The following is a 25,530-nucleotide window of genomic DNA, read 5'->3' as shown; positions in this document are numbered from 1 at the left end:
ATGGCGGGCACTAAAAATCGTTGAACAGTATCATGAATCGTAAAATAGTACTTACAATTGTTGCACCACTGATCAGTCTGGCATTCTTCTCCTGCCGCTCCACACGGATAACCCGTGCCACTTTCCCGTCTGACAGCACTGCCCCTGTTACCCGGCCTGATTCGGCGGTTAATGGTAAAGCTGCTGCTGAAGCGATAGAGATCCGCGATAAGGTGAAAGCCAACCGTGTTACCTATGAAACCTTTACTGCGGATGTGAAAATGGATTTTGAAGACGACAGGGGCAAAAAAGGCAATAACCTCGGTGTGAACATCCGGATGCAATACGACAGTGCCATATGGGTTCGCATTGGCGGCCCCCTCAACGTGGAAGGCGCCCGCATCCTCATTACCCGCGATAGTATTAAAGTCACCAATAAACTTGAAGGCACCGTGATGCTCCGCAGCACCAGCGAAGGCCAGGAGCTGATGAAGCTGAACCTGAGCCTCACCGAACTGCAGGACCTGATCGTAGGAAACCCCGTGTTCCTTGGCGATTCTGTTGGCCAGGTAGTACGCACGCAATCCATCGTATCGTTCGTATCCAGAATGCAGGAACTGGTGAGCCAGTTCAATGTGTTTGCCGACGATTATTCCATTCAGCAGGTAAAGATCACGGATGCTGACGGCTCGCGGCCAACCCCCAGGGTAGTTGAGCTGACTTACGGCGACTTCCGTACCACAGACGGCCGCAAACTGGCCTTCCAGCGGAAGATCTATGTGGAAGAAAAGAACGTAATGAAGGTGGCGCTCGACTTCCGGAAAATGGAGTTTAACAAGCCCGTGAGCTTCCCGTTCCCCATTCCGGCATCCTATACCCGTCAGTAAATACAATTTCGTTGTATATTTAACGTTAATAAACATCACTTCAGAATAATATGATGCAATTGAAAAAGTTCATCCCGCTATTGATTTTGGCACTGGCATTGGCGCCGGGGCTGCTGCATGCGCAGAACCAGAGCCGGGAAGAACTGGAGCGAAGGAAACGTGAGCTGCAGAAAGAAATGGAAGAAGTGCAGGCTACCCTGAAAGAAACAAAGAAGTCGAGCCGGGAAAACCTTGGCCAGCTGCGCGCACTCCGTAATAAGATCGACGTACGCTCCAGGATGATCCGTAACATCAACGAAGAGATCAATTTCATCAACGGCGATATCAATTCCGCCCTGCGCGATGTAAAAACCCTCCAGCGCGATCTGGATACACTGAAAGAACAATACGCCCAACTCATCGTGTCGGCCTACAAAAACCGGAGTTCCTACGCATTGCTGAACTTCGTGTTTTCCGCCAAAAGCTTTAACGATGCAGTTAAAAGATATAAGTACCTGCAGCAGTACCGCGATTTCCGCCGCCGCCAGGCCGATAACATTGTGGAAACACAGGAACAGCTGCGTATAAAAGTAAAGAACCTCCAGGATCAGAAAGATAAACGTTCCACAGCCCTCACAACGGAGCAGAAAGAACGGGAGACACTTGAGAAAGACAGGAAAGAGAAAGACGAAGTGCTTAGCAAGCTGAAAGGCCGTGAAAAGGAACTGGCGGCAGATATAGCACAGAAACAAAAAGACCAGAAGAAAGTACAGGACCTCATCCGCGCGGTTATCCGTAAAGAAATTGAGGCCGCGCGTAAGAAGGCGGAAGCAGAAGAGCTGGCCCGCAAAAAAGCTGCAGCAGAAGAGAAGAAACGAAGGGAAGAAGAACGCCAGCGTGCTCTGGCAGCAGCACGTGAAGCCGCGAAAGCTGCAGCAGCTAACAATGCCGCAAATAACAATACTGCCAATAACAACACGGCTGCTCCCACACCTGCAGCACCGCCCCCGGCTCCCAAACCGGAGCCTCCGGCACCTACACCGGAAAGACCAACACGCGTTGTGAGTGTACTGGAAGCATCGCCGGAAGCTGTGGCCCTGTCAGAAAATTTTGAGATCAACAAAGGCAAACTCCCCTGGCCTGTAGAGTCCGGCTCCATTATCGGATTCTTCGGCCCGCAGCGCAACCCGGATATCAAGATCGTGCAGGATAACGACGGTATGATCTTCGCCACCCGCAAAGGCGGTAATGTAAAAGCCTTGTTTAAAGGGGAAGTACGTATCGTATTTGCCATCCCCGGCGGCGGGTATGCTGTGATGATCCGCCACGGTCAATACTTCACTAACTACGTAGGCCTCAGCTCCTTCAACGTGAAAACCGGCCAGCAGGTATCTACCGGTCAGGTGATAGGCACTGCCCGTACCAACGAAGAGGAAAGCGCTGGTGTGGTGGAAGTACAGATCTATAAAGGTGATAAGCTCCAGAACGCAAACGGCTGGATCAAACAAAGATAAACACCGGTAATACGGCAAAAAGAAAGAGCGGCAGGGGTAACCTGCCGCTCTTTCTTTTTAAGCACACATCCGTCAGATGCGTACTGCTGCCTGTTGAAGCACGGTATCGTACAGGGCTTCGTATTGCGGAATGATATTATCGATATGGAAGCGGAGTGCCTGCTCAAGCGCTCCTTTACGGAGTGTGGCAAGCAGCTTTTCATCCTGCAGGATGGTAATGGCATGGGAAGCCATCTGGTCAACATCGCCAACAGGACTGCTGTATCCGGTAACACCATCAATATTGATTTCAGGAAGGCCGCCTGCATTAGACGATAGTACGGGAACCTGGCTGGCCATAGCTTCCAGTGCTGCAAGACCGAAGCTTTCGTATTCAGACGGGAGGAGGAACAGGTCGGAGATAGACATCACATCTTCCAGCTGCTCCTGTTTACCCACGAACCGGATATCGTCGCACAGGCCCATTTCGCGGCACATGCATTCGATCATAGGCCGGTCGGGCCCGTCGCCCACAAGCAAAAGCTTGGCAGGCATCACATCACGTACCTGGCGGAAAACCTTCACTACATCCGGCACGCGCTTCACTTTCCGGAAGTTAGACACATGCAGGAGGATCTTTTCTCCGTTAGGTGCAATAGCCTGGCGGAAATGCGGAAGCTCGCGGCGCTTGAAGCGTGCCGTATCCACAAAGTTGTAGATCACCGAGATATCCTTTTCAATAGGGAACGATTTATAAGTTTCGTCCCGCAGGTTGTTGGATACCGCCGTAATAGCATCGGATTCATTGATGGAGAAAGTGACTACGGGAGCGTACGTCTTGTCTTTCCCTACCAGCGTAATATCCGTACCATGAAGCGTGGTGATGAACGGGATATGACGGCCCTGCTTTGCCACGATCTGCTGTGCCATATACGCGGTAGAAGCGTGTGGAATGGCGTAGTGTACGTGAAGAAGGTCGAGTTTCTGATTGAGGATCACGTCTACCATCGTACTGCTGAGCGCACTTTCATAGGGAGGAAAGTCGAACAGCGGATATGTGGGAACCTGAACTTCGTGATAATAAATATTGGCGTGGAAGGCATTCAGTCTGACGGGTTGCTGGTAAGTGATGAAATGTACCAGATGACCTTTGTCGGCCAGGGCCTTGCCCAGTTCCGTCGCCAATACGCCGCTACCGCCATAAGTTGGGTAGCATACAATTCCAATGCGCATCCGAGAAGTGGATTTAATGAGTTGCTAAGGTAAGTATTTTAAAATTAGTTAGCTTTAAAGCCGAAAATCCGGATCTTATCATGATGAAGCCAATTTTAGCAGTCCTGGCCTGCCTTACGGTACAAACCGCATGGGCCCAGGAGTCCGACTCGCTGACCATCCGCCGGATGGCAGATGAAGTGCTGACCCGCAGCACCGCTTACGAAAATTTACGTGTACTCACCAAACAGATCGGTGGCCGGCTGGCCGGCTCCCCGCAAATGGTGAAAGCAGAAAAGTGGGGCGCTGAGGTGTTAAAAGCGGCAGGGGCAGATAAGGTATTTACACAGGAATGCATGGTGCCGCATTGGGTGCGTGGCGAAAAGGAACAGGCAAAGATTATTAGCCGGCGCCGCGATTTTGTACCGCCGCTGAATATCATTGCACTGGGCAATTCCGTTGGTACTGGCAGCAAAGGTGTTACCGCACCTGTACTGGAAGTAAGCTCTTTCGAGGAACTGGAAGCCCGGAAGAGCGAAGTGAAAGGGAAGATCGTGTTTTACAATTATCCCTTCAACCCGAAATTCATTAAAACCTTTCATAGCTATGGCGATGCGGTGAAATTCCGCAGTCAGGGGCCCAGCCGGGCAGCTAAATACGGCGCACTGGCCATCATTGTACGATCTATGAGCCATAGCATGGATAATCATCCGCATACCGGCAGCACCCGTTACAACGATTCTTTCCCGAAGATTGCTGCCGTAGCCATCGGCCTGAAAGATGCCGGGCGGCTGAGCAAGCGGATCGTGAACGACCCGTCTATGCAGGTTTTCCTCCGCACCACCTGCCAGATGCTGCCCGATACCATTGGCCATAACGTGATTGGCGAACTGCGCGGAAGCGAGTTTCCGGATGAGTACATCACGGTAGGTGCGCATCTCGATTCGTGGGATAACTGCGAAGGTGCCCATGACGATGGCGCCGGTGTGGTGCAGAGCGTTGAAATACTGAGAGCGTTTAAAACCATGGGCCTCCGCCCAAAACGGACCCTGCGCGTAGTACTTTTCGCAAACGAAGAGAACGGTGTACGCGGTGGTGCCAAATATGCAGAGCTGGCAAAAACGAATAACGAAAAGCACCTATTCGCACTGGAGAGCGACGCCGGTGGTTTCACTCCGCGTGGCTTTATCATGGAAATGACGGATGCGCAGCGTGCAAAAGTGAAGAGCTGGGCACCATTAATGATTCCATATGGCTTGTATGACTTCGATGAAGTTGGTTCCGGAGTGGATATCACACCGTTGGGCCGTGCGTTCGGCATCCCTATGGCTGAACTTTCTCCTGACTCACAGCGTTATTTTGATATTCATCATGCCGCATCCGATGTATTTGAATCCGTGAATAAGCGGGAACTGGAAATGGGTGCCATCGGCATGGGGGCATTGATCTATCTTGTTGATAAATACGGTTTATAATCCTGACCATGAAGAAATTTGTACTGATCATTATCGCAATCATCCTGGTAGTACTGGGAGGCTTCTTTTACTACCGGTATTACTTTGTATTTGGCCGCGGGGCCAAGGCGGGTGAGCTGAACTATTTTGTGCAGAAGGGGTATATCTGGAAAACGTATGAAGGCAGGCTGATCCAGACGGGCTTTAAACCCCAGAACATGGGCGGCATGCAGTCGAACGAGTTCCAGTTTTCCGTAACGGATGAGAGGGTGGCACAGATGCTGATGAGCAGCAGCGGGAAGATTCTGGAATTACATTACAAAGAGTACCTCGGCGCCCTGCCCTGGCGCGGGTATAGCAGCTTTATAGTAGATAGTGTGATATCAGTGACGGACCCTGGTACGGGTAAACGAACGACATTTTAAGGCAAAAAGCCGGGTGGAAACACCCGGCTTTTTTTATTGGAAGGGGAGCCATTGTATTTTTCGAAAACTTCTAACCCCCGTCGAAGTGACTTTCGAGAATATTCAACCTTACTGCTATTGCCATTGGACAACCGCCAAAATGTACTGCTGCACCATTAAATATCCGTCAATTCACCCCGGATACCCCTCTGGTGCGTCTTACGTATATTTCAGTACAACTAAATATTAAAGTAATGGCTATTTTAGATTCCATCATTCCATTTACCGGTAAACTCGGTAATATCATTTCTTACAAGCGCAACGGAAAACACTGTTTGCGCACTAAGCCCGAGCAAGTCAGGCAAACGGCCAACACACGCCAGGCTGCCAAATGGTTCGGCGCTGCCAGCCGTAAAGGTGCCCTTATCCGGAGTGCCATCACTCCCGAACTGGACATTTACCCCGACAGCTACCTCGTAAACCGGCTGAACAGTTACATCATGAAGGCAGGGAGGAACAACCATGCCGGCCTGAAGAACTTCCGTTTCAATGGCTACACGGGCCTTGACAAGCTATTTCCTCAGCTGCCTGTTTTCTCTAAAGACGGTACGCTGCACATACCCGCGCAACGGTTGGAAGCCTATGGCAACAACTATGGCACCGCAAAGCAGATGGAGGTGAAACTGATCGCCACCCGTATCGACTTTGCCACCCGCAGCATTACCGGCACCGATGCAGTAGTGATGACCATCGACCTGGAGCAACCTTTCAATGGTGCAGAAATGTCTATTGAAGTCCCCGGCAAGGGCACACTGCTGGTAGTTGTACAGGTAAGGCAGATTGGGGAAGACGGTGATTACCGTGACCGGAACTGGTTTGCCGCCGATATCGTGGCGGTTGTCGAAGATCAGCAGCCTGAGGTTTCGCTTGCAAAAAACAAATCCCATAAGAAACTAGCCGGCATACCTTCAATGCCGCCCCGTAAGGCCGCTTCCACTCAAAACAGGCAGGCTGTCAATCAACGGGAATAGCGTATCGCCATTACTGGATATTTAGTTGTAAGAAATTCATAATCAAACAATAAGGAACCCCAATCTACACGGCAGGCCACTCTTCCGCCAGCCATTGCCATGGGCTGCAGGCGCCCGATCTTCCCTTTATATGCCTGTTACCTGCTTCCCCTCTCCTCCAACACAATTCCGCATCACCTGCACATCACCTCCGCATCAAGTCCACGTTATCGACGTACTTAACTCGTATTTAAGCCGTAGTTACTCCTGAGTTACTTAATACTTACCTGCTTCTAACTGCATTCATTACAGTTTCATTATACTTTCAGCAACCTCCTTTTATGTATGGAATAGCTAATCTTTAAAAGAGAAGAACTGGCGTGAGCGGCCTTCAGGAGCCATAGGTTTGACGGGCAGCAACGATGGTATTATGAACTGGGATATCAACACAATACATTGTATTGCGCGGAAATGCAGCATCGTCCGGGATGAGAAAGTTATTGTTGCATTCTTGAATTGAAACCGCTTATCGGGCAGTATCAGGAAACTTATTGTCCTGCGTAGAGCAGGAAGATAGCGGGCCTTTTGTGGAAGTCCTGGTTATCCTTTTTCCATTGTGCAATGGTTTGGGTACGGATAAATTCCGTAGGCGCCGTAAGGTCTGCAGCCACACAAAGCAGAGTACTGTCGCTGGCGTGCTGGAGTATATCTCTCAGAAGAGGGTTATTGCGGTAGGGGGTTTCTATGAAAAGCTGTGTTTGTTTCTTTTGGGCAGAAGTAGCTTCCAGCTCTTTGATGGCCTGCATTCTTTCCAGATTCTTAATGGGCAGGTACCCCACAAACTGGAAGTTCTGGCCATTCATGCCGGAGGCCATGAGGGCGAGGAGCATGGAGTTAGGACCAACCATGGGCACTACGGTAGCCTGTACCTGGTGGGCGACCTGCACAACGATGTTGCCGGGGTCTGCCACTGCGGGGCATCCTGCTTCGCTGATCACACCGATGGAGTGCCCTTCCTGCAGGAGCTTCTTTACAAGCGCTGTATCAGGCGGGTTTTGCTTGTTCATGGGGTGGAGCTGCAGTGCATCGATATTTATGCTACGGTCGAGGGCTTTCATGAACCGGCGTGCCGTTCTTTCATCTTCCACGAAGAAAAAACGAAGCTGCCGGATGGTATCAGTGATATACGCAGGAAGGCTGAAAAGCGCATCTGCACTGAGAACCGTTGGAATAAGATATAATTTGCCCTTTTGTGCCATAGTAATTGATGAATTCCGGCAAAGATAGGTTTTCTAGGCTTCCGTTCCTTCCGGCAGGCGCTGCGCCTGCAAATGGATCGTTGCCGCTATTACTGCATAGCAGGGCGCAAGTAGCCATCCCAGTACCGGGATGAACAGGAAAAGATAAAATACAACCCCATTCCCTAATGCCATGCCTTTATGCTGACGGATGTACCGGATACTCTGCGCCATAGGCCAGCGGCGGCGCTCAAAGCTGTAGTCCATCATCGAAAATCCAAAGTAATAGCATTCCACCAGCAAGGCTATCAGCGGCGTGAGCCATCCGAGGATAGGAACGAATGCGAGTATCGCCAATACCAGCATCAGCCCCGTCTGATACAGGAGGTTCCGGAGGGAAAGGCGGATCCCCCGCCAGAGGTCCTTCAGCAGCTGTGCGGCATTAAACGGATAATCTTTGCCCTGCATAATACTTTCCGTTTTCTCGGAGAGATATGCGAAAAGCGGGGCGCCTACTATTAAGAACAAATATTTGAAGAAGGAGAAATACATGATCAGGAAAACCATGCGCACGGCGAACCCTACCAGCAAAAACAGGAAATTGACAAAGCCGTTCTGCAGCTCCTCTATCCAGGTTTTTAATGTGAGCAGGTTGAGTACATAATCAATGAAAACGCCGGAATAGTCCCATACATAAATGATCCCGGCCACAAACATAAGGCAGTACACGATCCCCGGTATAACGATCCACTTCCACAACCTGTGTGTTGAAATGAAACGATGGGCAGCGCCATAAGACTGTATGGCGCCTATAACTTCTCTTAGTGAAAACAACGTTCGCTTTTTTTAGATATGAAGCAAAAAATGTACTGGAGTTTTGCTCAACCAACGGATGGGTCGAACGTAAATTAGTATTATTTTTCAGTATGCCTAAACTGGAACGCGCATTTTATCTCGAGAAAAATGTACTGAAAGTAGCCAAAGCTTTGCTGGGAAAGGTTTTGGTGACAGAAATAGATGGTGTCCGCACATCCGGGAGAATTGTGGAAACGGAAGCTTACAATGGCGGGGCAGACAGGGCATCGCATGCCTGGAACAACCGGCGTACGCAACGTACCGAAATCATGTTTGCCGAAGGAGGTGCTGCATATGTTTATCTCTGTTACGGTATTCATCATCTCTTCAACGTAGTCACCAATCTGCAGGAAGTGCCGCACGCCGTACTGGTTCGCGGCCTTGAACCGCTGGAAGGTATTCCGGATATGCTGCACCGCACCGGTAAGCAAAAAGTGGATTACACCCTTACTGCGGGCCCCGGCAGCCTTTCGCGCGCACTGGGCATCAGTACTGCCCTCACGGGCCAGAGCCTTCTTGGAAATCAGATCTGGATAGAAGATGCTCCCGCCATACCACCGAAGGATATTGTTGCCGGTACCCGCGTAGGCGTGGCCTATGCCATGGAAGATGCTTACCTGCCGTACCGGTTCTGGATCAGGGGGAATAAATGGGTGAGTAAAGGGAAAGGACTAACCAGGTAGTTGCAACGGCACTTCCTGAAAACGAAACAGGCCCTTGCGGGCCTGCTGTATTGAAAGAGAGATAAAGTAATGTGCGGGGGGATCAGAACTTCGGGCAAAGCGTGCCGTTCTTGTTGCTGTCGCCTTTCTTGCCGATGTAGATCACGGAAATCTCCATACCACCGCGGTAGTTGGAGGCCGGCTTCAGGGTAGATACGTTCATGTCGTAGCTCAAACCTACCTTGAAGCTGTTGAACTCAAGGCCTACATAAGGATTCACGGCATCTTTCAGACGGAACCAGGAACCTACGTAGAAAATGGTGGGACTGTCGGGCATATCGTTCAGCAGGAAGCCGTAAGCCGCACCCATGGTGGTTTCTACAGCCTGATTCTGCCGCATGTAGTGTGCGGAAACGTGAATGCGGTTGCCGCCGTTAACCGGGAAAGAACCGCCGCCATGCACGGTATAGCGATAGCTCAGGCGGTTGTTATTATTATCAAGGAAAGTTTCTGTAGGCTGTGTGAAGTGATAATAGGAAGCACCGAGGTAAATGTTGGACGATTCCCCGATAAGGCCGCTGTACAGCAGGCCCACGTTATAATCAAGATAAGAAATGTTTGTATTGGAAATGGTTTCGCCACTGGGCAGGGAAGGGTCGTACCCGTTGTCTCCTATCTGCTGCTCGAAAATAAGTTTACTCTGATCTACCCGCTTCTGTACCAGCGCCATCTGTACGCCAAGCCCTAAAGTATGGTTCCCTTCCACATCCAGGCCTTTGTGGTATGCTGTGCTGGCGGCTATGAAGTTGGAAGTGAGTGCACCTGCACCGGTTTTATCATACAGTGCAAGTATACCCGCACCCCAGGTGTCTGTATAAGGAATTGAATTCTTTAAAATACCGAAATCCGCTGCCAGCGTACCTGTGATATAAGGAGAAGCAATACTGCGCCATTGGCTGCGGTAATTGCCGGATAAACGAAGGTCGCCGGAGAAGTACCCCGTAAATGCCGGATTCAGCGTCATCGGAGACGCAAAGAACTGCGTGAAATGCGGATCCTGCGCTTTAACAGGGCTGAATGCATAAAGGGCTATGGTTAATAGGAGTAGTACTTTTTTCATTTCAATACTTCATCGGTTAAAGGCATATAGGGACACTATATAATGCTAAGGTAGAAAATCAATTTTATATTTCAAATTAAATCTATATATATAGCAGGAGGTATTGATATAGATTTAGTTAAGCATGGCCACGCTAATTCTGGTTGTTTTTACTGTTATAGTGCCTTTCTTTAGAACGCGAAATCTGCTCATTTGTTACTGCTGCACCTTTTCCCCGAAAGCCAGATCTCCCGCATCGCCCAGTCCGGGTACGATGTAGCCTTTGGCAGTCAGCTCATCGTCGATATCGCCGGCCCAGATGCTGATATTGGCATCGGAGTGGCGCTGTACGTACTCGATGCCGATAGTACAGGCAATAGCTGTAACGATGTGGATATGAGCGGGTTTACCGAATTCGGCGATGTGCTCGATGGTTTTTACCAGCGAAGCACCGGTTGCCAGCATAGGGTCGGAGAGGATGAGGACTTTCCCGTCCAGCGGAGGACAGGACACATATTCGAGGCTGATGTCGAAAGATCCGTCGCGGTTATGCTTGCGGTACGCGGAAACATAGGCATGATCGGCTTTGTCGAAGTAGTTAACAAGGCCCTGGTGCATGGCCAGTCCGGCCCGGAGGATGGTACCTATAACCGGCTGGTACTTGAACACCTGCACATGGGCGCTTCCCAGCGGGGTTTCAACTTCCTTGTCTACATACATCAGCGTTTTGCTGATTTCGTAGGCGGCAACCTCGCCCAGTCTTTCCAGGTTACGGCGAAACCGCATCCTGTCTTTCTGGATCACTTCATCCCTTATCTCGCTCATCCACTCGCTTACCAGTGAGTTGGTGTCACTCAGATTGATTATCATAACCCTGCTGTTTTGCGTACGCCGCCAAAATAGCATTTTTTTCGCTACCAGACCGCTTTTTCCCGCCCGATAACATTTGCCCGGGTAACGATATCCTTCAATACCACCGGCTGTTTGATCAACTTTCAGCGCCTGCTCCGCAGGTTACGGTACAGTAGTTTAAGCGCCATTAAGGGAGCAGGCACTTTCCCGCAGTAGTATCCCCTGTTGCGCCACGCCCGCGGATAAACGGAAGCGCACCGGTCAGCCGATACTTTTCCGGACACCGGCTGTCATTGATCTTCCTGCCGGCCCTGCCATCGGGGGCCGGTATTACGGAATAAGTGGTCTCGGTTTTTCTCAATACGCAGTTGACAGGGTATCCCCTCACCACCATTTCCTTCAGGAGGTATGCCCGTGTTTCCGGTGGTGCTTTCAGCACGGTATCCTGGTGAGTGAGACTTTGTGACTTATTACACCGCGCGGGCCCCGGCTTCTTGCTCATTTGCAGTGCAGGTTTGGCAAGGTCCCGGCAATCGATAATTAATGTACGGCGGACCGGGCCTTGCCCTGTCACCACCATTTCCTTCAGGTAGTATGCCCGTGCTTCCAGATATACTTTCAGCACGGTATCCTTCTTTCTGAACGTTTTCTTAACAGTAGTATACCCGATATATCGGAATTCCAGCCCGTAATGCTTTTCCGCTTTGATTTTCAACAGGGTAAAGCGCCCGGCAGAGTCCGTAACCGTGCGGTTAGGTGTACCCGTAATTAAGACCGATACCCCGGCCAGCGGTTCATCCGTTGCCGCATCATAGACGGTACCTGTAACCCGGATCGTTTCCTGAGCGGCAAGTGTACCGCTGATCAGCAGGAAAGCACAGCAAAGGAGATAGCGTTGCATAGGCGGGAGGTTTGTTTACCCCATGATGCATATCATCCCCTCTATTCCATAAAATAAGCGGGCCTTCCATTATCTTTGACCAAAATTTTCGAAATGGTATATCACGTAATCGGTTTAATGTCGGGCAGCTCGCTGGATGGTTTGGATATTGTGTATGCGGAACTTACAGAAGTGAGAGGACAATGGTCTTACCAGATCCATGCCGCCGAATGCATCCCTTATGCCGATGAGTTGAGAAACTCCCTGCGCGATGCCATCCACATGAACGCCCGTGATTACCAGTTACTTCATACCGCTTACGGCCGCTTTACCGGTGAGCAGGTGAACGCTTTTATAGAACGGAACGGACTGAACCATAAGGTCCATTTCGTTGCATCGCACGGGCATACCACTTTCCATATACCCGAACAGCGGACCACAGCCCAGCTGGGCGATGGTGCTTCCATTGCCGCGGTAACAGGCCTCCCTGCCATCACAGACCTCCGAGCTATTGACGTAGCCCTCGGCGGACAGGGCGCTCCCATCGTACCCATCGGTGAAAAATACCTCTTCCCTGACTTTGCCTACCTGCTCAACCTGGGCGGTATCGCCAATATCTCCGCTAAAAACGGTGAATCTTACCAGGCTTTTGATATCTGTCCGGCTAACCGGGTGCTGGATACGCTGGCACAGGGGCTGGGTAAGGCTTATGATGAAAACGGCAGTCTTGCAGCTGGCGGAGTAACCGACGAAGCATTGCTTTCAGCCCTCAACGCCCTGCCCTACTACGCGCTGCCTTCTCCCAAATCGCTTGCAAACGATTTCGGTACCGATACCGTGCTGCCATTGATAGCAGGCCACACCCTTTCCGTACAGGGTAAGCTGCGCACTTATGTGGAACACATTGCCACGCAGATAGAAGCTTCCGTAAAAGGCCTGGGGCTCCCCACGCAGGGGGCGCAAATGCTGGTTACGGGCGGCGGCGCTTTTAACCGCTTCCTGATAGAAACCATTGATGCCCGCCTCGACCCGCTGGGTATCACCCTCGTAGTGCCGGATGAGCAAACGGCCGCTTACAAGGAGGCCCTTGTAATGGCGCTCATCGGTGCGCTCCGCTGGCGTCAGCAGCCTAATATTCTTTCTTCCGTTACCGGCGCTCCGCGCGATAGTGTGAACGGCGCCCTCTGGGTAAGTGAAGACTAGGCCTGTACCAATTCCGTAAAAGAAAAATTATCTCCGTCGAAAAGCCCTCTGTCGCTGAGTTTCAGCCGGGGGATGACGAGCAGCGCCATGAACGATAAGGTCATGAAAGGCGCATCCAGCTTACTGCCCAATGCTTTCGCCGCTTTATCGAGCTGGCTGTAGCGGAGTGCGGTATCATAGCCATCGCCTGCACTCATAAGGCCGGCAACCGGCAATGGCAGGATGTATTCCTTCTCTCCGTCGATCACGCAAATACCACCTTCTGCACCTATCAGCGCATTCACTGCACGGCGGATACTTTCATCATCAACCCCTACGGCTATGATGTTGTGACTGTCGTGTGCAACAGTGGAGGCGATAGCGCCGGAGCGGAGGCCGAAGCGGTGAATGAAAGCACAGGCCGGAGGAGCGTCTTCATAACGGTTCACGACCGTAATCTTCAATACGTCCTGCGCAACATCGCTGTTGAGCAATCCGTTTTGTGCGGTGAGCTGAAAGGTAAGTGGCTGGGTGATGAGCTGACCATCCAGTGCTTCGATCACTTTTACATTGCAGGTATCTGCCGGTGCGGGGATGTGGAAATCAGTTACCGGTTTGGCGGTGCAGTGGAAGCGGTTGATGGGCGTTACGGGTACTGCGGAAATGAGTGTTTCACCTTCAAGGGCTACCTGCCTGCCGCCGATCCATGTTTCGAGGATATTGAAATCGCTAAGGTTATCTGCGATAATGAAATCTGCGTGGTCGCCTACACGGAGCAGTCCTGCGGGTATGTTGTAATGTACCACCGGATTGATGCAGGCTGCCTGCAGGATGTTGTACAGGTCGTGCCCTTTGGCGAGGGCTCTTTTTACAAGAAGGTTGATATGTCCTTCTTCGAGATTATCCGGATGCTTATCATCACTGCAGAACATAACGCGCTGCGGATGTGTGGAGATCAGTGGTTCGAGGGCTTCGAAATTGCGTGCGGCGCTGCCTTCACGGATGAGGATGTGCATGCCTGCGGCAAGTTTGTCGAGCGCTTCTTCCAGTGTGAAGCATTCATGGTCGGTAGAGATGCCTGCGGCTGCATATTGCGCGGCAAGGTTGCCACGAAGGCCGGGAGCGTGGCCGTCTACCGGCTTACCGTATTTCTTCGCCGCTGCTATCTTTTGCATTACTTCCGGATCGTGATGCAGTACGCCGGGGAAGTTCATCATTTCTGAGAGGTAGTATATATCGGGCCTTTGCAGCAATCTGTCTACCCCTGCAGCATCAATGGCATCGCCTGCGGTTTCGAATACGGTGGCGGGTACGCAGGAGGGAGCGCCGAAGCAGAAGCGGAAGGGTACCTGCCTTCCGTTATCCAGCATAAATTCCACGCCTTTTTCGCCGCATACGTTGGCGATCTCATGCGGGTCGGATACACTGCCCACCGTACCATGAACAACGGCCATACGGGCAAATTCTGAAGGAACCAGCATGGAGCTTTCCACATGCACATGGGCATCAATGAAGCCGGGAAGGATAAAGCGAGCGGGAACCGGCGCTGTAGCCGGCTTTACTGCGGTTATTTTGCCCTCTTCCATAGAAACAACAGCGGGAAAGGTTCTTCTGCCGGGGATGTCCACTACATGCCCTGCAATATGCAATGCGTTCATGTGGCTAAACTCGGGAAAAACTGTTAAAACTGCGTGAAATGATTTTGCCAGTTTCCCGGAAAAGATACATTTGTACTCTATTCGTCTATCATTTAAATCCTCATCAATGAAAAGATTCCTCGGGTTAGCCATTACTATAGCCCTTTCCGGAGCAGCCATCAGTTCACAGGCCCAAACGGCCGACGAGATCATCGCCAAACACCAGGCAGCAATGGGTGGCGATGCCAAACTGAAATCCCTCAAGTCATTATACTCCGAAGGTACCATGTCTGTTCAGGGCATGGATTTTCCCTTCAAAATCACAGTACTCAGCAATACCGCCATGCGGGTGGAGTTTGAAGCCATGGGCACTACCAACATCCAGGTGGCTACCCCCACCGGCGGATGGTTCCTCCTCCCGGTTCAGCAACAGACAGAGCCGGTAGATGCTAATCCTGATGATATGAAAGACATCGGTTCCGAACTGGACCTCGAAGGCGAACTGGTAGATGCCAAAGCAAAAGGCCATACCGTGGAGCTGGTAGGTAAAGATGCGTCAGACGGGCCGGAGCAATACAAGTTCAAACTCACCCGTAAAAACGGTTCTGTAGCGCATTACTTCATCGATCCCGCCACTTTCTTCATCACCAAGCGTGTCACCACCGGTAATGTACAGGGGCAGGAAATGACGCTGGTAACCAAACTGAGCGATTACAAGAAAACCAGCGATGGGTATTCCTACGCCGCAAAGATCGAGCAGTCGCCCATGGAAACCGTTGTTGTACTTACCAAAGTAACTGCCAACCCGCCCGTTCCGGACAGCACTTTCCAGAAGCCGGCCGCGAAATAACCGCAGCTGCAGCATAAAAAGAAAACCGCCCGGAAGCGAAAGCCCCGGGCGGTTTTTTTATGTGGATACGTTACTGGTAACGGCCCAGCATCTCCGTAGCCTCGCGCCTCACCCTGTCTGCCAGGTGCTGCGGTGCAATTACTTTCACACGGCTGCCGCTGCTCAGGATGAGCATTACCAGCTCATGGTTTACTACTATCCGGAGGCGCACCCTGCACTCTTCTTCATTATCGGTTATGATTTCCTGCGAAGCGTGCATGGGCTGCGTTTTCACGTATTTACCCTGCAGTGGCGTATAAGAAAGAATGATCTCTTCCGGCTCGCCTTCCGCTACGGTTATACCGATGGCGTTTTTAAAATAGGCAGCGTCGTCGAAGTTCTTGGCGTCGAACTTATCGTTGGTAGGCCAGTGCTTCACGATACGGTCGAGCGCGAAAGTGAGCACGGTACCGCCTTTGGCTTTCTGGCTTTTACCGATGAGGTAGAAGCGGTGGTTATATTCCCGGAGGTGGTAAGGTTCCACCCAATGTTCTTTAGGCTCGGTGCGGTCGAAGGTCTGGTAGGCGATACGGATCACTTCGAGGTTCTTGATGGCGTCTACGATCTCGGGAATCAGCTCGGCTCCTTTGTACTGGGCACCGCGGCTGAACTTCACCAGCCCTTTGTTTTCAAGGTCCTGCCGGTTCATTTTCACACTGGCGGCAATTTTCAGGATGGCATCTTCGAAGCGCTGTATAACGGGCAGGCTGCGGAACTGTTCGAGGATGCCGATAGCTACCTCCAGGCCCTGGAGGTCGGCTTCATCGATTGGACTGTTACCTATGGAATAGTTTTCGTCTTCATATTGATAAACGCGGGAGCTGCGGTTGTAAACGATGGGAGCGAAGTAATTCAGCTCGGGATCGTTGCGCATGTCCTCGATATCTTTCTGGATGGTGCGTACAGCGATGGTTTTGTCCATTTTCTCCGACACGAATTCCACGAGGTTCTCGAGGCTGGGCTTGGGGAGGCGCTTGTTGCGGAGGCGCTCGTCGAGCCAGCGGTAACGGGAAAGGGCGTCTTTGTTCTTGGGCATGTTCGGATATTTTTCGGGATAAAAATAAAACATTTTCACTACGCATATCCCATGCGCAGGCCCCGGGTACTTTTGTATTGTTATCAATATCCAAACTATGAGAAAGGAATCAGTAACAACCGCAGCCCATCTGGAAGCCACAGCCATTAAGGTAGGACAAATAATCCTGGACGACTCGCATTATCTCACCTGCTGGGGGTATTTGCAAACGCCTGAAGGATGGCGGAAGTGCGACTTCGTAACCAATTACGATGTGCTGAACACCATGCTCCGTGCTATCGAGGATAAGAGTGAAGCGGTGCAGATGGCCATTGTTCAGAAGCTGGAGCATATGGAGCAAATTCCCGAGATCATTGATTTCGAAGCCCAGCTGGGCGAAGCCGTATTGTTCGACAATATCGCTTTCCGCCTCGAGCGCCCGCAGTTCAGCAGCGGCGAATGGGCAGATTACACGAACGATGACTGTTATTACATCCGCCAGGCCGAGCCTGTAACCCCTGCAGAAGCTTACGCCCGTGGCGTAGAGCATTGCATGCAGGCACTGGGCAAAAGCTACGAGCTGTACCTGGGCTACCTGGAACTGGAATTCGATGAGGATTCTGCGCGTAAACAGGCCGATCTGGCAGACGATATGAAATACACCCTGGCATACTACGCATACCGCCAGGCTGCAGAAGATAAATAGGAAGTTTTGGGGAAGACAGGGCGCTGTCCCCCCCGTCATTCGCAGCGATCCTGATCTTCCCTGCTATCCGTTCGTTTGAAAACCCACCCTCGGTCATCCATTGTGACCCCGAAGTACCGCGGAAAGCGCGGGCTGTTTATCCCGAAACCGGCGAAAAGCACCGGCCATCCGGCCTTTCGCTCCTATTGTTAACCCGAAAACAGGCCTGTTGCCTGAGTTAACCCACAGATGCGGACTGTTGTAAGAACAGCCCTTCATCCATTGTTGTCTCCCGGCGGCGCTGCATTTAGCTACTGCCGCAGTTTTGCCTGATGTGAGCACCGGAGGCGGGCTATTGAACCCCAATAGCCGTAAGCCAACCTTCCGGGCGATTAACCCGGCGGCGGCCCCCGCATTTTCTAATGCGGGGCCGTCCGCGAGGCAAAATGCCCCCAAAATAACCTGCACTACCCCAAACATTCCCAAAGCATATACCCAGACAATTATCCCGGCCAAAGGTCTCGTCCTGACCCCTATACCTGTTATTCCCCGCTCATTTTCCCGTGGGTGGCAGCGGCTTCCACTGCCGTTTTCACCGGAACAGGCTCGTTCTCCAGGCCTGTTCCGGCCGCCACCTGCTTAAAATCTCATTAAACCATAAAAAAAATTCCTTAAAGTCTATAAAAATTGTAGGAAAATGGTATTTTTGAATTCCTTAAAGAGGAAAAATATGAGTTTAAGATTAGGGGACGCCGCTCCCAATTTCACCGCAAAGACCACCATTGGAGAAATAAACTTTTACGAATATCTCGGCGACAGCTGGGGCATCCTTTTCTCCCACCCTGCAGATTTTACCCCTGTTTGCACTACCGAACTCGGTAAAACTGCCCTTCTCAACGGAGAGTTCACCAAGCGTAACGTGAAAGTGCTCGCACTCAGCGTAGACCCGCTTGATAAACATAAAAGCTGGATCGGAGATATCAACGAAACGCAGAACTGCCACGTTGATTTCCCCATTATTGCCGACGAAGATAAAACGGTGGCCAACCTCTACGGTATGATCCACCCCAACGCTTCCGAAACTTTCACCGTGCGTTCCCTCTTCGTGATCGGACCCGATAAGAAAGTAAAACTGACCATCACTTACCCCGCCTCTACCGGCCGCAACTTCCATGAAGTGCTCCGCGTAATCGACTCCCTGCAGCTGACGGCCAACTATAGCGTGGCTACCCCGGCAGACTGGAAAGATGGCGAAGATGTGATTGTGGTGCCTGCCGTGAAAACGGAAGACATCCCGGCTAAATTCCCGAAAGGCCATAAAATCATTAAGCCTTATCTGAGAACTACACCGCAGCCTAATAAATAATCTGACGTATCTTTGCCGCGAAACGGAGCTTCCGTCTCAACCTGCGAAAGCAATTCTCTTCCGGCAAGGAAGTAAAAATATTGGAGGATGAAACCCGCAACTTACATGGTTGCAAGTATCTTACTCCTTACTGTTTTTTTTAATGGTTGGTTTTTGATTTTACGAAACGGGGATTTTTCCCCGTTTTTTTTATGCCTCACCACCCCCCAAAAAAAAGAGGCTGCCTGCCGGCAACCTCTCCAAATTATATCGCAATTAAGTCTTTTTTTACTGCTGGCGTACCCGGCGCCTGTCTTCCACCATCCCATTAAAATCATTAGGCTCAATGGTTTGTGTACGGATGGAGGTAGTGGTCATCTCCCGGCCGTTAGACATAAGTGTGGGTACAGAGGAAGTGCGCCCGCCCGTAACACCTGAATTGATGAAACCCAGTGCTGCTTCCAGGCAGGTTTCCTGCGGGTCCCCGAAATCACGGGTCACATTGTCCTGCGCAGCAATATCAGGCGTCATACCGGCGTAGTAGTCGCCCTGCCCGAGGGCATTCCTGCTGGAAAACTGGGCCATATATACCGTAAACTTATCAATCCCAATGGCAAAGAAGCCCACCGGTTTACCATAGGTTTTGCTGCCTACGGTGCGTACCGTAACATTACCCGGCCATGCTTTTAAAGAGTTGACAGTCAGCTCACTGGCCGATGCCGAGCTGCCTGACACGATGAATACGATCTTTTTAACACCGGTTAAAGGACCGGCTTTCTCAAATTGAAACGTATTGCCGGCTTCCGTAAAATCAAGGTCAGCGTAGGTAAGTGCTTTCCCGTTCTGGTACACCTGCTTGTAATTGGCATCCAGGTAAGGGATAGTTTTGAGGATGGGCGCTTTATCATTGCGTACCAGCTCGTTATACACCTGTTTGTACATCACCTTTCCCTGCAGGGCGGAGGGAGCCAGCAGGTTCATGAGGAATTCGGCCGTAGACACATATCCGCCGCCATTGTAACGGAGGTCTACCACCACAGCGTTCACCCCTGCAGCATTGAAATCTGAAAATGCCGTATTCAGAGAGGTTTGGGCTACGCTCTGGCGGGTGAAATGGGCGAGGGCGAGGTAACCGGTTTTATTCCCGTTCTGGGCGGGGAATACCTTCCAGGTAACTACGGGGTCGCTTTTATATGTGGTTTTGGTAATGGTAGCGGTGATATCAACACCCGGGTTATCAGGCCGGCGGAAAGTAAGTTTAGCCTCGCTGCTGTTCATCAGCGCGGTAGCCGCAGCCACTGTAGCGGTAGCGGGAGCATCGTTTACCCTGGTGATGAGGCTGCCGCGGGTAATACGCGCCAGGTCTGCCGGAGAACCTTTTTCCACGTTGCGTACATACAGATAAGCCTTTGGATCGCCCCCGAAGGTTACTACCACGGGTATCAGGCCAAGATCGTTACCATCACCTTCCAGATTAACCGCTGCTTTGATCCCTCTTGCGAGGTTACCTTTCTCCACATAGGAGAATTTGGCGTGGGAAGGGTTGGGAATATAGTATTCATAAGGCTTCCCTGTAGCAGGGTCGTTTTTCAGCTGGGTGATTTTGAACAGGGCATTGGTAAGACTGCCAAACTCATCATTTCCCGCATATTGCCGTGGGTTGAAGGCGTCGTAAGAAGGAATGGCATCGTACCAGAGGTAGGTTTCTTTTGCGTAGAGGTACAGGGAATCGAGGCTTAGCTGCAACCTGGTACCCGTTGTGGGCGTGGGGTTGCCATCGGATGGGGAAGGATTGCCGCTTTTCTTACAGGCAGCAAAAGCCGCTATCCAAATAAGGGCGGCTGCTGCGATCCGGAGCTTAATCATATATACAAAGCAGTTTGACAGTAATTTACGTGAAAACACCCAAATGTTGCCACATCCGGGTGTTAACGTAAAGTAAAACGGTAAAATCTAAGTATTAGTTGCCTTGCGGCTTCTTATGTTTCCGCAATTGCTGCAGCACAGCCTGGAAATCTTTCGGCAGGGGGGCTTCCAGTTCTACCGGCGCTCCGTCCATACCCGTAAATTTCAGCTTCCAGGCATGGAGTGCCAGGCGCTGGAGCAGGGGGCGCTCTTCTTCGGTGAATTTGCCCAGCCTGAACTTCTTTTTGATAGCAGACAGAAGGATGGGGGTGGCGGTGCCATACAGTTCGTCCACTGCAATTGGGTGTCCGAGCGATTTCATATGCACGCGGATCTGGTGGGTACGGCCGGTATGGATCCTGAATTTCACAAGGCTGTACAGGGTATAAGCTTCCTGCACTTCATAATCCGTCAGCGAAGGGCGGCCCTTGGCATTGGTAACCATTTTGCCGCGCTGTACCGGGTGCTCCATAATCCCTGCGTTCACACTCCCCGATTCCTGCGCCAGCTCACCATTCACAATACCCATGTAGTACTTCTCCACATCTCTCGATTCGAATAGCTGGGACAAATATTTATGGGAAGCTTCATGTTTGGCAAACAGCACCAGGCCGCTGGTATCCCGGTCTATCCGGTGCACGGTGAAGATCTGGCCGTATTTCTTTTTCAGGAGGCCTGAAAGGGATAACAGCTCATTATCGTGCCGGTCGGGGATGGTCAGCAGGCCCGAAGGCTTGCTGACCGCCACAAAATCATCGTTCTCGAATATAATGAGAGATTCAATTCGCATGTTGCGCAGCCGTTATTTGAAATGTTTGAGCAGGATCACTTCCTTCTCGCTGAGGAAGCGCCATTTGCCGCGGTTGAGGTTCTTTTTGGTAAGGCCGGCATACATTACACGATCCAGTTTTTCCACGCGGTAATCGAGGTGTTCGAATATACGGCGTACAATACGGTTTTTACCGCTGTGGATCTCGATTCCGATCTGCGCTCTGTCTTTGGTATCTACCCAGGCCAGGCTGTCTACAGATGCAAATCCGTCTTCCAGCTCCAGGCCCGCCAGGATGCGGTCGAAGTCTGCTTTAGTAAGGGGTTTATCCAGCTCTACGTGGTAGATCTTCTTGATGTTATGCTTGGGATGAGCCAGCTTCTGTGCCAGCTCGCCATCGTTGGTAAGCAGCAGCAGGCCTGATGTATTACGGTCGAGGCGGCCTACAGGGTAGAGGCGCTCTTCAGCTGCATCTTCCACCAGTTCCATTACAGTCTGGCGCCCTTCCGGATCATCAGTGGTAGTGATGTATCCTTTGGGTTTATTCAGCAGTACATACACCAGGTTTTTCTGGATGTGGATGCGCTTATCGTTCAGTTTCACGGCTTCTTTACCGGTTACTTTGAAAGCAGGCTCCACAATCACTTCACCGTTCACGGTCACTTTACCTTCCTTGATATAATCTACTGCCTTACGGCGGCTGCAGATACCGCAATGCGCGATGAATTTATTCAATGGCATTTCTCCGCCTTCCAGTTCGGCTGAAGGAGTCTCTACTGCAATACGCTTGCGGGTACTCTTGGGTTTATTGGATTTGGAACCGTGAATGGCTGCCTTACGCTCGCTTTTACGCGGACGGGGCTTATCGCCACGAAGTTCCTTGTAAGACTTCTCGTCGTGGATTTCGCCGAACGACTTGTCTTCCACAATATCTTTCGGGTCTTTAGGTTTGCTTTTGCGGGAGCGGAGTTCCTTGAAGGGGGCTCCATCTGCGAAGGCGTGCTGGAACAGCTTATCGCCGGGTTTTACTTCGCGTTCCTTTTTAATCCTGGGATCGCGGTCGCCATCAGTTTTGGCGGATTTATCGAATGGCTTACCATCCTTTTTAGCACGGAAAGGCTTGTCTCCTTCTTCACGGGGGCGGAAGGGCTTATCGCCGAAGGGTTTACCTTCCCTGTCTCCGTATGTGCGTTTGGGTTTATCACCGTAAGGCTTATCGTCCCGGTCGCCACCGAAGGAGCGTTTGGGCTTATCTCCGTAAGGCTTATCGTCCCGGTCGCCACCGAAGGAGCGTTTGGGCTTATCGCCAAAGGATTTGTTGTCTCTGTCGCCTCCGAAAGTTCTTTTGGGCTTGTCTCCGAAGGATCTGCCTTCCTTATCGCCACCGAAAGTGCGTTTGGGCTTATCGCCGAAGGATCTGCCTTCTTTGTCGCCGCCGAAAGAGCGTTTAGGTTTATCGCCGAAGGGTTTGCCTTCTTTATCGCCACCGAAGGTCCTTTTGGGTTTGTCGCCGAAGGGTTTGCCTTCTTTGTCGTCCCTGTCGCGGAAGCTTTTACCTGCCGGTCTGGAATCGCCGGACCGGGGTGCTGCTTTGCCGCTTTTGTTTTCCTTGAAAGGGGAGAAGCCTTTACGGGGCGGTCTGCTTTGTTTCATGTGTTATGATTGTTTGCTGCATTCCTGCAGTATGTTTATGCTTTGTTGGCCAGTTGTCCGCAGGCAGCGTCAATATCCTTACCACGGCTTCTGCGGAGGCGGGCATTCACACGGTTTTTGCCAAGGTATTCCATGAAAGCGGCCACTTTCTCTTCGGAAGGCTTGCGGAATTGTGCTTGATCGATCGGGTTGTATTCGATGATATTCACCAGGTCTACAGGCACCTGCCGGTAAATTTTGATCAGTTCGTCGGCATCTTTCAGCGAATCGTTAAAATCTTTGAAGAGGATGTATTCGAAGCTGATTTCGTTTTCGGTGGCTTTGTAGAAGTAGTTGAGGGATTCCACGAGCACTTTCAGGTTGTTGGAATCGTTGATCGGCATGATCTCACTGCGCTTCAGATCGTTGGCGGCGTGGAGGGAAAGGGCGAGGTTGAAACGCACTTTATCGTCTCCCAGCTGTTTGATCATTTTAGCAACGCCGGCGGTGGATACCGTGATCCTTTTAGGACTCATGGCCAGCCCGTCGGGCGAAGTGATCCGCTCAATGGATTTCAATACGTTAGAATAGTTAAGCAGGGGTTCACCCATGCCCATATACACGATATTGGTGAGCTTTTTCCCGGAAGATTCTATGGATTGCTGGTTGATGAGGGCTACTTCGTCGAAGATCTCATCAAAATTGAGGTTTCTTTTACGGTCCATGAACCCGGTAGCGCAGAATTTGCAGCTGAGGCTGCAGCCTACCTGGGAGCTTACGCAGGCGGTTTGCCGGTTAGCAGTGGGGATGAGAACGCCCTCTACGAGGTACCCGTCGTGCAGGCGGAAGCGGCTTTTGATGGTACCGTCTTCACTGATCTGGGTGGCGTCCACTTTTACAGACGGGAAGCTGAATCTTTCTTCCAGTGCGGCCCGGAGTGTTTTGCTCAGGTTGGTCATGGCGTCGAAACCAGGTGCCTGTTTGGCCCAGATCCACTCATAGACCTGCTGGGCACGGAACGCCTTTTCCCCCATCTCACCAAATACCTCTTTCAACTGGGGGAGCGTCAGTTCCCTTATATTTTGCTTCCTCGTCATCCCGCAAAGGTACATCCGATTTTCGGATTGGAGAATTGTAGATTCGTTTGTGTAGCTGGTTATCCGGCCCGGAAGCCATAAATTCGCAATTCTTAACCATTCACCCATGCAAACTGCTTATATCGCGGACGCAGTCCGGAGCCCTATAGGCCGCTATGGTGGCGCTTTGAGCTCCATCCGGCCCGATGATCTCCTGGCCCTTATGCTGCGCTCGCTCCTGACGCGGAACCCTTCCCTCGACCCCGCGGCAGTGGAAGACGTGATCGCCGGGGCTGCCAATCAGGCCGGGGAAGATAATCGCGACGTAGCCCGGATGGCCGTACTCCTCGCCGGGATGCCCGTTTCCGTAGCCGGGAACACCGTTAACCGCCTCTGTGCATCAGGCCTCCAGGCCATTATGGACGCTGCCCGGGCTGTTATGGTTGGGGAAGGAGACGTTTACATGGCCGGCGGCGTTGAAAGCATGACCCGCGCCCCCCTCGTAATGCCTAAGGCCGACGGGGCTTTTAGCCGTAAAACCGAAATCTACGACTCCACCATCGGCTGGCGCTTCACCAATAAGAAACTGGCAGACGTGTATTACCCCTTCTCCATGGGGGAAACCGCCGAAAACGTAGCCCGCGAATGGAAGATTTCCCGGGAAGATCAGGATCTTTTCGCCTTCAACAGCCAGGTCAAATACAAACAGGCCCTCCAGTCGGGCATCTGGCAGGAAGAGATAATTCCTGTGGAGATCACGCCCAACAAGGAAGAGCAGGTGGTTTTCTCGAAAGATGAACACCCCCGCGAAACTACTCTCGAAAAGCTGGCCGGCCTCCGCCCTGCCTTCGCTAAAGACGGGTCGGTGACGGCAGGTAACTCTTCCGGGATTAATGATGGCGCTTCGGCCGTGCTGATCGTGTCGGAAGCAGCCCTGAAGCGCTTCAACCTCACACCCATCGCCATGATCCGCGGGATGGCCGTTGCCGGGGTAGACCCTGCCATTATGGGCATCGGTCCCGTACCCGCTACCGTTAAAGCCCTCAAACGCGCTGGTATCCGTGCCGGAGATCTCGACGCCATTGAACTGAACGAGGCTTTCGCATCGCAGGCCCTCGCCTGCATCCGCGAGCTGAAGCTGGACCCCGCTAAGATCAACCTGAACGGTGGCTCCATCGCCATAGGCCATCCGCTGGGTTGCAGCGGCGCCCGCATCACCACCACCCTTATGCACGAACTGAAACGCCGCGCCGGTGTTAAATACGGCCTGGCTACCATGTGCGTTGGCGTAGGGCAGGGTGCGGCTGTTGTTTACGAAAAAGTGTAGCTCCGGAGCATCCGGGCTTCTCCCCATACCCGGTCCTGCCGGCGCTCCAATCCGGCAGGGCCTT

At 51.7% G+C, this 25,530-nt stretch carries 23 protein-coding genes; 11 read left to right on the top strand and 12 right to left on the bottom strand.

All coding sequences use genetic code 11. The features are described 5' to 3' along the window. The first annotated feature begins 32 nt into the window (after positions 1-32). Positions 33-866, top strand: a complete 834-nt coding sequence (locus DEV76_RS02500; RefSeq protein ID WP_157962679.1) for a DUF4292 domain-containing protein — start codon at positions 33-35, stop codon at positions 864-866. Between the two features lie 50 nt (positions 867-916). Beyond that, entirely contained in the window at positions 917-2,359 is a 1,443-nt protein-coding gene (locus DEV76_RS02495; RefSeq protein WP_109694757.1) for a murein hydrolase activator EnvC family protein, read from the top strand. A gap of 72 nt (positions 2,360-2,431) precedes the next feature. On the opposite strand, the gene bshA is transcribed toward DEV76_RS02495, so the two are convergent. After that, positions 2,432-3,571: an N-acetyl-alpha-D-glucosaminyl L-malate synthase BshA gene (bshA, locus tag DEV76_RS02490; RefSeq protein ID WP_109694755.1), complete on the bottom strand. Its 1,140-nt coding sequence runs from the start codon at positions 3,569-3,571 to the stop codon at positions 2,432-2,434. Between the two features lie 80 nt (positions 3,572-3,651). On the opposite strand from bshA, the gene DEV76_RS02485 reads away from it, so the two are divergent. From DEV76_RS02485 to DEV76_RS02475, 3 genes are all read left to right on the top strand, one after another. Beyond that, entirely contained in the window at positions 3,652-5,025 is a 1,374-nt protein-coding gene (locus DEV76_RS02485) for a M20/M25/M40 family metallo-hydrolase (RefSeq protein WP_198651917.1), read from the top strand. 8 nt (positions 5,026-5,033) lie between these two features. Continuing rightward, entirely contained in the window at positions 5,034-5,429 is a 396-nt protein-coding gene (locus DEV76_RS02480) for a hypothetical protein (RefSeq protein ID WP_109694753.1), read from the top strand. A 233-nt stretch (positions 5,430-5,662) separates the two neighbouring features. Next, positions 5,663-6,439 (top strand): hypothetical protein, encoded by a 777-nt coding sequence (locus DEV76_RS02475; protein ID WP_109694751.1) that lies wholly within the window; start codon positions 5,663-5,665, stop codon positions 6,437-6,439. A gap of 527 nt (positions 6,440-6,966) precedes the next feature. Here DEV76_RS02475 and DEV76_RS02470 read toward each other — a convergent pair. Beyond that, positions 6,967-7,677 (bottom strand): SAM-dependent methyltransferase, encoded by a 711-nt coding sequence (locus tag DEV76_RS02470; protein ID WP_109694749.1) that lies wholly within the window; start codon positions 7,675-7,677, stop codon positions 6,967-6,969. A gap of 33 nt (positions 7,678-7,710) precedes the next feature. Next, a complete protein-coding gene (locus DEV76_RS02465) occupies positions 7,711-8,490 on the bottom strand; it encodes an EI24 domain-containing protein (protein ID WP_109694747.1) in 780 nt (259 codons plus the stop codon). Between the two features lie 92 nt (positions 8,491-8,582). On the opposite strand from DEV76_RS02465, the gene DEV76_RS02460 reads away from it, so the two are divergent. After that, on the top strand, positions 8,583-9,194 hold the full coding sequence (locus DEV76_RS02460; protein ID WP_109694744.1) for a DNA-3-methyladenine glycosylase: 612 nt from the start codon (positions 8,583-8,585) through the stop codon (positions 9,192-9,194). Between the two features lie 82 nt (positions 9,195-9,276). On the opposite strand, the gene DEV76_RS02455 is transcribed toward DEV76_RS02460, so the two are convergent. The 3 genes from DEV76_RS02455 to DEV76_RS02445 form a co-directional block, all read right to left on the bottom strand. Beyond that, positions 9,277-10,293 carry a PorP/SprF family type IX secretion system membrane protein gene (locus DEV76_RS02455; protein ID WP_109694742.1) on the bottom strand — a complete coding sequence of 339 codons (1,017 nt, stop codon included), beginning with the start codon at positions 10,291-10,293 and terminating at the stop codon, positions 9,277-9,279. 195 nt (positions 10,294-10,488) lie between these two features. Then, the gene (gene upp / locus DEV76_RS02450; RefSeq protein ID WP_109694740.1) at positions 10,489-11,142 is read right to left on the bottom strand and encodes a uracil phosphoribosyltransferase; all 654 of its coding nucleotides are present in this window, start codon (positions 11,140-11,142) and stop codon (positions 10,489-10,491) included. A gap of 169 nt (positions 11,143-11,311) precedes the next feature. Further along, positions 11,312-12,025, bottom strand: coding sequence for a carboxypeptidase-like regulatory domain-containing protein (locus tag DEV76_RS02445; RefSeq protein ID WP_109694738.1), 714 nt, complete (start codon positions 12,023-12,025; stop codon positions 11,312-11,314). Positions 12,026-12,118: 93 nt separating this feature from the next. Here DEV76_RS02445 and DEV76_RS02440 point away from each other — a divergent pair, with 93 nt between their 5' ends. After that, a complete protein-coding gene (locus DEV76_RS02440; protein ID WP_109694736.1) occupies positions 12,119-13,207 on the top strand; it encodes an anhydro-N-acetylmuramic acid kinase in 1,089 nt (362 codons plus the stop codon). Here the strand turns inward: DEV76_RS02440 and ade are convergent. Then, positions 13,204-14,844 carry an adenine deaminase gene (gene ade / locus DEV76_RS02435; protein WP_109694734.1) on the bottom strand — a complete coding sequence of 547 codons (1,641 nt, stop codon included), beginning with the start codon at positions 14,842-14,844 and terminating at the stop codon, positions 13,204-13,206. The two genes, DEV76_RS02440 and ade, sit on opposite strands and share 4 nt — an antisense overlap. Before the next feature lie 106 nt (positions 14,845-14,950). On the opposite strand from ade, the gene DEV76_RS02430 reads away from it, so the two are divergent. After that, on the top strand, positions 14,951-15,673 hold the full coding sequence (locus DEV76_RS02430; RefSeq protein WP_109694732.1) for a LolA family protein: 723 nt from the start codon (positions 14,951-14,953) through the stop codon (positions 15,671-15,673). Between the two features lie 70 nt (positions 15,674-15,743). Here the strand turns inward: DEV76_RS02430 and DEV76_RS02425 are convergent, their stop codons facing one another. Further along, entirely contained in the window at positions 15,744-16,748 is a 1,005-nt protein-coding gene (locus tag DEV76_RS02425; RefSeq protein ID WP_157962678.1) for a helix-turn-helix transcriptional regulator, read from the bottom strand. A 97-nt stretch (positions 16,749-16,845) separates the two neighbouring features. Between DEV76_RS02425 and DEV76_RS02420 the strand changes: the two genes are divergently transcribed. Both DEV76_RS02420 and DEV76_RS02410 read left to right on the top strand, forming a co-directional pair. After that, positions 16,846-17,433 carry a hypothetical protein gene (locus tag DEV76_RS02420; protein ID WP_157962677.1) on the top strand — a complete coding sequence of 196 codons (588 nt, stop codon included), beginning with the start codon at positions 16,846-16,848 and terminating at the stop codon, positions 17,431-17,433. 709 nt (positions 17,434-18,142) lie between these two features. Continuing rightward, entirely contained in the window at positions 18,143-18,778 is a 636-nt protein-coding gene (locus DEV76_RS02410; protein ID WP_109694725.1) for a peroxiredoxin, read from the top strand. A 267-nt stretch (positions 18,779-19,045) separates the two neighbouring features. Here the strand turns inward: DEV76_RS02410 and DEV76_RS02405 are convergent, their stop codons facing one another. From DEV76_RS02405 to rlmN, 4 genes are all read right to left on the bottom strand, one after another. Further along, positions 19,046-20,623, bottom strand: coding sequence for a S41 family peptidase (locus DEV76_RS02405; RefSeq protein ID WP_109694723.1), 1,578 nt, complete (start codon positions 20,621-20,623; stop codon positions 19,046-19,048). A 94-nt stretch (positions 20,624-20,717) separates the two neighbouring features. Then, complete coding sequence (locus DEV76_RS02400; protein WP_109694721.1) at positions 20,718-21,452, bottom strand: RluA family pseudouridine synthase; 735 nt, start codon at positions 21,450-21,452, stop codon at positions 20,718-20,720. A gap of 12 nt (positions 21,453-21,464) precedes the next feature. Next, entirely contained in the window at positions 21,465-23,084 is a 1,620-nt protein-coding gene (locus DEV76_RS26150) for a pseudouridine synthase (RefSeq protein ID WP_109694719.1), read from the bottom strand. 35 nt (positions 23,085-23,119) lie between these two features. Further along, a complete protein-coding gene (rlmN, locus tag DEV76_RS02390) occupies positions 23,120-24,160 on the bottom strand; it encodes a 23S rRNA (adenine(2503)-C(2))-methyltransferase RlmN (protein WP_109694717.1) in 1,041 nt (346 codons plus the stop codon). A 106-nt stretch (positions 24,161-24,266) separates the two neighbouring features. Here rlmN and DEV76_RS02385 point away from each other — a divergent pair, with 106 nt between their 5' ends. Then, positions 24,267-25,466 carry an acetyl-CoA C-acyltransferase gene (locus DEV76_RS02385; protein ID WP_109694715.1) on the top strand — a complete coding sequence of 400 codons (1,200 nt, stop codon included), beginning with the start codon at positions 24,267-24,269 and terminating at the stop codon, positions 25,464-25,466. Positions 25,467-25,530 lie beyond the last annotated feature (64 nt).

It is taken from the genome of Chitinophaga deserti, assembly GCF_003149455.1.
Classification (GTDB): Bacteria; Bacteroidota; Bacteroidia; order Chitinophagales; family Chitinophagaceae; genus Chitinophaga; species Chitinophaga deserti.
The sequence above is the reverse complement of the archived record's forward strand: the minus strand, read 5'-3'. Positions and strand labels throughout refer to the sequence as shown.

Excerpts from the sequence above, each read along its gene's own strand:
- DEV76_RS02500 (WP_157962679.1), top strand. The coding sequence starts at position 33 with ATGAATCGTAAAATAGTACTTACAATTGTTGCACCACTGATCAGTCTG.
- DEV76_RS02495 (WP_109694757.1), top strand. The coding sequence starts at position 917 with ATGATGCAATTGAAAAAGTTCATCCCGCTATTGATTTTGGCACTGGCA.
- bshA (WP_109694755.1), bottom strand. The coding sequence starts at position 3,571 with ATGCGCATTGGAATTGTATGCTACCCAACTTATGGCGGTAGCGGCGTA.
- DEV76_RS02485 (WP_198651917.1), top strand. The coding sequence starts at position 3,652 with ATGATGAAGCCAATTTTAGCAGTCCTGGCCTGCCTTACGGTACAAACC.
- DEV76_RS02480 (WP_109694753.1), top strand. The coding sequence starts at position 5,034 with ATGAAGAAATTTGTACTGATCATTATCGCAATCATCCTGGTAGTACTG.
- DEV76_RS02475 (WP_109694751.1), top strand. The coding sequence starts at position 5,663 with ATGGCTATTTTAGATTCCATCATTCCATTTACCGGTAAACTCGGTAAT.
- DEV76_RS02470 (WP_109694749.1), bottom strand. The coding sequence starts at position 7,677 with ATGGCACAAAAGGGCAAATTATATCTTATTCCAACGGTTCTCAGTGCA.
- DEV76_RS02460 (WP_109694744.1), top strand. The coding sequence starts at position 8,583 with ATGCCTAAACTGGAACGCGCATTTTATCTCGAGAAAAATGTACTGAAA.
- DEV76_RS02455 (WP_109694742.1), bottom strand. The coding sequence starts at position 10,293 with ATGAAAAAAGTACTACTCCTATTAACCATAGCCCTTTATGCATTCAGC.
- upp (WP_109694740.1), bottom strand. The coding sequence starts at position 11,142 with ATGATAATCAATCTGAGTGACACCAACTCACTGGTAAGCGAGTGGATG.
- DEV76_RS02445 (WP_109694738.1), bottom strand. The coding sequence starts at position 12,025 with ATGCAACGCTATCTCCTTTGCTGTGCTTTCCTGCTGATCAGCGGTACA.
- DEV76_RS02440 (WP_109694736.1), top strand. The coding sequence starts at position 12,119 with ATGGTATATCACGTAATCGGTTTAATGTCGGGCAGCTCGCTGGATGGT.
- ade (WP_109694734.1), bottom strand. The coding sequence starts at position 14,844 with ATGAACGCATTGCATATTGCAGGGCATGTAGTGGACATCCCCGGCAGA.
- DEV76_RS02430 (WP_109694732.1), top strand. The coding sequence starts at position 14,951 with ATGAAAAGATTCCTCGGGTTAGCCATTACTATAGCCCTTTCCGGAGCA.
- DEV76_RS02425 (WP_157962678.1), bottom strand. The coding sequence starts at position 16,748 with ATGCCCAAGAACAAAGACGCCCTTTCCCGTTACCGCTGGCTCGACGAG.
- DEV76_RS02420 (WP_157962677.1), top strand. The coding sequence starts at position 16,846 with ATGAGAAAGGAATCAGTAACAACCGCAGCCCATCTGGAAGCCACAGCC.
- DEV76_RS02410 (WP_109694725.1), top strand. The coding sequence starts at position 18,143 with ATGAGTTTAAGATTAGGGGACGCCGCTCCCAATTTCACCGCAAAGACC.
- DEV76_RS02405 (WP_109694723.1), bottom strand. The coding sequence starts at position 20,623 with ATGATTAAGCTCCGGATCGCAGCAGCCGCCCTTATTTGGATAGCGGCT.
- DEV76_RS02400 (WP_109694721.1), bottom strand. The coding sequence starts at position 21,452 with ATGCGAATTGAATCTCTCATTATATTCGAGAACGATGATTTTGTGGCG.
- DEV76_RS26150 (WP_109694719.1), bottom strand. The coding sequence starts at position 23,084 with ATGAAACAAAGCAGACCGCCCCGTAAAGGCTTCTCCCCTTTCAAGGAA.
- rlmN (WP_109694717.1), bottom strand. The coding sequence starts at position 24,160 with ATGACGAGGAAGCAAAATATAAGGGAACTGACGCTCCCCCAGTTGAAA.
- DEV76_RS02385 (WP_109694715.1), top strand. The coding sequence starts at position 24,267 with ATGCAAACTGCTTATATCGCGGACGCAGTCCGGAGCCCTATAGGCCGC.